This window comes from Fibrobacter sp., from assembly GCF_045112255.1.
Taxonomy (GTDB): Bacteria; Fibrobacterota; Fibrobacteria; order Fibrobacterales; family Fibrobacteraceae; genus Fibrobacter.
On the sequence record NZ_JBGUHR010000076.1, the window covers coordinates 1 to 5,013 of the forward strand.

The 5,013-nt window shown below is 50.1% G+C and carries 4 protein-coding genes; 1 reads left to right on the forward strand and 3 read right to left on the reverse strand.

Going from position 1 to position 5,013, the window contains the following annotated elements; translation table 11 throughout:
* Positions 1-190 precede the first annotated feature (190 nt).
* Positions 191-388, reverse strand: coding sequence for a hypothetical protein (locus ACJMM9_RS10610; RefSeq protein WP_088639690.1), 198 nt, complete (start codon positions 386-388; stop codon positions 191-193).
* Between the two features lie 142 nt (positions 389-530).
* Between ACJMM9_RS10610 and ACJMM9_RS10615 the strand changes: the two genes are divergently transcribed.
* A complete protein-coding gene (locus ACJMM9_RS10615; RefSeq protein WP_405326595.1) occupies positions 531-1,286 on the forward strand; it encodes a TatD family hydrolase in 756 nt (251 codons plus the stop codon).
* Here the strand turns inward: ACJMM9_RS10615 and mfd are convergent.
* Together mfd and ACJMM9_RS10625 are read right to left on the reverse strand one after the other, a co-directional pair.
* On the reverse strand, positions 1,251-4,649 hold the full coding sequence (mfd, locus tag ACJMM9_RS10620; protein WP_405326598.1) for a transcription-repair coupling factor: 3,399 nt from the start codon (positions 4,647-4,649) through the stop codon (positions 1,251-1,253). The two genes, ACJMM9_RS10615 and mfd, sit on opposite strands and share 36 nt — an antisense overlap.
* A 30-nt stretch (positions 4,650-4,679) precedes the next feature.
* On the reverse strand, positions 4,680-5,013 hold a 334-nt coding region (locus tag ACJMM9_RS10625; RefSeq protein WP_405326601.1), incomplete at its 5' end, for a hypothetical protein.

The window sequence follows — 5,013 nt, forward strand, 5'->3', positions numbered from 1 at the left end:
AAGAGTTTTTTGCTTTCTCAAGGACGCAACGCCAGAAGGCTCTATGGAACCACCAGCCTAGCTGGTGGTTTTCGTTTATACAAAAAATCCTGCGATAAACTCGCAGGATTTTTTCATATGATAAAGCCCAAAGCAACCGAAGGTTGCAAGCCCATAGCTCAAAGGTCGCCAAGGCGACCCGCGCCCACAGCTAGAAGCCCTTGCGTTCCAGGTCTAGCAAAAGCGACTGGAGGGATTCTTCGACCGAAGCGCGGAAGCTATTCGACCCAAGACTGCAACTTGCAACAACTTCGTTACCGGAAGAAATTCGAATGACATCAAAGCCATTTTCAGATGTAAAGCAGACAGTCAAACCTTTATTCAGAGCTTTTTCTAGTAAATCGCGCATAGCGACTCCTTTAATGATGAGTTCAAAAAAACTTGGGTTGGCGCACCAACAGACTTAAACTAGGCTTTTTTGCCCGAAAAAACAAGCGAATAATTTTGATTTTCCATAATTTCTTTGTATTTTAAAGCTATAGGGGGCTGTTATGTTCGATTTTCACATTCATTTGGCTCGATTACCCCAAAAAAGGCAACTCACACAGCTGCTTTTAGACAAAAACTACGATTTTGTCGCTATTGCCTGTGAACCCTGGGAATGGGACGAGGTAAACATGCTAAAAATGGAATTTTCAACGGAAATAAAGCCCTTTAAGGTCTCTTATGGACTCCATCCAATGATAGCAACGCAGGTGACGGACAAAATGCTTGCTGATTTACGCCAATATCTCAAAGAAGACAAACAAGCCATGGTCGGCGAAGCAGGGATCGACAAGCGCTATCCAGGATACAACGACGGTACGCAAGACCAGATTTTTATGGAGCAAGCTAGGCTTGCCTTGGAACTCAAGCGGGATTTGCAAATTCATTGCGTTGGGGACTATATGCATGTGCTGAAACTTTTGACAGAAGCTGGTTTTCCGCAAGAGATTTCACAAGGTCAAAAAGCGGAACATTTACATGTGCTGTCGCGAATTCAAGAAGCGCCGCGCCCAATTTTCCACCGCTTTGGCGGGGATACCAATTTTGTGAAAAAAGCCCTCCCCTATGGAGCGCTCTTTTCATTGCACGAAGACAGTTTCCGCAAAAAATCGACCGCTGCAGCCATTCCGCATATACCGCAAGAACGCGTGTTCTTTGAGACCGATGCAGACGAATCGTTTCTGGAGCCAGCAGAGCTTCTTGAGGAACTCGAAAGTCGTCTGGAATCAGTTCGTGCTGCCTACGCCAAGTGCCGTGAGTAACGGATCTGCCGCACGGACGGTAGCCGCCTGAACCTGAATATTTGCGAACGCTCGGAACACTTCGAGCGTCTTTTTTGCCATTTCCACGGGAGTCCCGCGCCCGACCTCGAACACCGCCTGTAGCGGCGACATGCCCAAGTAACGCATACTGCATGTGCAGAGGCTGCTGATTTCGCCCAGCACTCTCGGGTCCGGCGACGGCGTTTCAGCAAATGTCGCAACAATGACGCCCTTACGGAGCGCAAGCCCCTGGATGCGCAAGCGGCCTGCCAAAAGCCCAAGTTCGGTCACGAGCAAAAGCATCTTTGCCGGCGTTGGCACAGGGCCAAAGCGGTCCTGCAATTCGCTTTCGATGTTCTGCACATCCGCCTGCGATGTGATGCGGGCAATGCGTTGGTACAGCGAGATTCTCGTGAGGCCGTCTTCCACGTAATCCTCGGGGAGGTAAGCATCCACGCCGATTTCCACACGCGGCTGGATCGGCTTTTCAAGAGCGCCGCCACGCAGCATTTCGACAGCTTCACGCACCAAGCGCACATACGTTTCAAAGCCGACTTCGGCAATAAAGCCATGCTGTTCCTGGCCAAGCAAGTTGCCCGCACCGCGAATTTCAAGGTCGCGCATTGCAAGCTGATAACCGCTACCGAGATCGGTAAACTGTTCCAGAGCCTTGAGGCGGCGCATAGATTCCTGAGAAATTTCGCCACGCTGCGGAATAACGAGGAACGCCTTTGCCAAGACGCTACTACGGCCCACACGTCCGCGCATCTGGTAAAGCTGGCTAATGCCAAAGTGATGCGCGTTCATGATGATAATCGTGTTCGCATTCGGCACATCCAAACCAGATTCAATGATGCTCGTGCTCACGAGAATATCGAACTTGCGCGAAAGGAAAGCATCCATCACACGTTCGAGTTCGTGGTCTTCCATTTGGCCGTGAGCCACAGCGACTTTCGCTTCGGGAGCCATCGCTTCGATATCTTCGGCAAGCTTTGTAATCGTCTGCACGCGGTCATTCACCACAAACACCTGGCCGCCACGCGCAAGTTCATCAAGAATGGCGTTCTTCAAGACTTCGTCATCGCGCTGCATGAGTTTTGTTTCGACCGGCAAGCGGTTAATCGGCGGCGTATTGATGAGCGAAATATCGCGAACGCCCGTCATGCTCAAATGCAGCGAACGCGGAATCGGTGTAGCACTCATGCTGAGCGTATCCACGGACAGTCTGAACTGGCGGAGCTTTTCCTTTTGCTTCACGCCGAACTTTTGCTCTTCGTCAATAATCAAAAGACCAAGATCTTTGAACTCGCCTTTGTTCGACAAGAGCGCATGCGTTCCAATGACGATGTTGACCGTGCCATCGGCAATCTGCTTGAAGATTTCCTTCTTTTCTTTAGCGCTCTTGTAGCGGTTCATCAAGGCAATGTTGATCGGATAAGCGGCAAAGCGTTCACAGAAATTTTCGTAATGTTGCGCCGCAAGAATCGTGGTCGGCACAAGAATGGCGACCTGCTTATTCGAGGCCACGCACTTGAACGCTGCACGCATCGCAACTTCGGTCTTTCCAAAGCCCACGTCACCGCAAATCAGGCGATCCATCGGGCGACGGCTTTCCATGTCGCGCTTGATGTCGGCTGTAGCACGGAGCTGGTCTGGCGTCGGATCGTATTCGAATGATTCCTCGAATTCCTTTTGCATGCTGCCGTCAGGCGGGAAGCCGAAACCTTCAACGAGTTCGCGCTTGGCATAAAGCTCCACAAGATCGCGAGCAATCTTGATAACCTTTTCCTTGACGCGCTTCTTGATGTTTTCCCAAGTCTTGCTGCCAAGGCGGTCGAGCTTAGTTTCCACATCTTCGGAGCGGTCAAGACGTTCAATCTTTTGCAAGTCCGACACCGGGAACTTCAAGCGGTCGCCGCCATCGTATTCGAGCAACGCACAGTCAACCATACCACCGTTGACTTCAACGCGGACAAGGCCCAAATAGCGACCGATGCCGTGGTCTTCGTGAGCGACGAGGTCACCGCGATTGAGCGATTCCACCATCAACGCATTCGTCACCGAGCCAGCAATCTTGTGTTTGCGAGCCTTGTTTGCATGGCGATTTAAAATTCTTGATTCCGTAAGGAACGCGACATTATCGTCTTCAAGCCAAAAGCCTTCGCTCAAGTTTCCGATAAAATAATCTTCGACCGGCAAGCCGTCAAAAATTTCTCGCAAGCGGTTCACGCCGCCAAGCGTCTGCGCCATCACATAAACGCGACCGCCCTTGTCGTAAAATTCCTCAATTTCTTTTGCAACGGCATCCGTACCGTTTGAAGTAAAATCTTGCGCACGCATGTGCATTTCGTGCCAGTTGCCATCATCGACTTTGACACGCGTCATATCGAGCGATGCACGACCTACAAACAAACGCGAAAGCTCACCAATCTTGAACCAAATATCCGCAGGGGCTGCAATCCCCGCATCTGCCACGCGAGCTTCATCGTAAGCGCCGCGGAATGCACCATACATCTTCGAAGCCGTTTCCGAAAGCAGCGAAAGTTCTTCGAACACAAGCGATGCGCGCGGCATGTAATCCAGGAGGCTCGCCACCAGGCGCTGGTGATTCGGACGATGCCACCACAACGCTTCCGTAGAACATTCCTCGCCCGCCATCACCGATTCCGGCACCGTAAATTCACCCATCGGGAAAAACTCGATATGCGTCATCTGCTCCAACGAGCGCTGCGAGAAAATATCAAACGCACGGATGGATTCAATTTCATCGCCATAAAATTCAATACGAATCGGGTGCGGATAAAGCAAGCAGTTCACATCGACAATGCAACCGCGAATGGAAAACTCGCCCACGCCGCTTACCATCGGCTGTTCCGCAAAGCCGTGATCAAGGAACCACGGGCGTAAGGACGATGGCTCCAGCTGATCGCCAACACGGAGCGTACGCACCTGACGCATAATTTCGCCCGGTTCCGGGAGTTTCATTAAGAACGCATCAAGCGGACAAACAACAACAAACGGCTTTTCGGTATGCGAAACATCACGGAAAAACTTCAGACGTTCTTCGAGCACACCCTCAAACGGCACCTTGATTTCGTAAGGCTTCAAGCCAAGCGAAGGGAAAAAACGGACAAACTCCTCGCCCACCATGCTTTCGAGATTCTCGACCCAGACTTCGGCACTGCGGTAATCTTTTGCAATCACCAGAATGTTCTGCGGACTTTTCAAGAAACGGTTCGCCACCATCATCGAGGCAAGCGGAACCGACGCACCATTGACGTGAATGGCCTCGTTATCAGCATTTTCAAAAAGCGAAATCGCAGGGAACGAATTTTCTTGAAGGAATTCCGAAATGGTAAGCATAGAGGGAAATGTAGAAAAAATCTCTAAACGCTACCAAATATGGAAACCTACACCAAGATAGAATCTATGCTTAGCTAGCTTTTTATCACTTTCACGACCTGCAGGAATTCCATCGACATAACAACGCATTACGCCATCTTTAGCAGTCCCCGATTCACAACCATTTTCACCGTATTTAAACACATACTTTGCTTTAAGAGATAAATAGCCACCAATTGGAGCATCATGTCCCATTTCAGAAATCCATGGTCTAAATTCATATTGCAAGCCCGCCATCCAAGGATCATATCCACCAACAAAAGGAACAATCTTGAAGAACTTATTTTCAAAAACATCTACACCCAGCAAGACATTCCAACCATAC

Coding starts and splice junctions, on each gene's coding strand:
- ACJMM9_RS10610 (WP_088639690.1), bottom strand. CDS start 388: ATGCGCGATTTACTAGAAAAAGCTCTGAATAAAGGTTTGACTGTCTGC.
- mfd (WP_405326598.1), bottom strand. CDS start 4,649: ATGCTTACCATTTCGGAATTCCTTCAAGAAAATTCGTTCCCTGCGATT.
- ACJMM9_RS10615 (WP_405326595.1), top strand. CDS start 531: ATGTTCGATTTTCACATTCATTTGGCTCGATTACCCCAAAAAAGGCAA.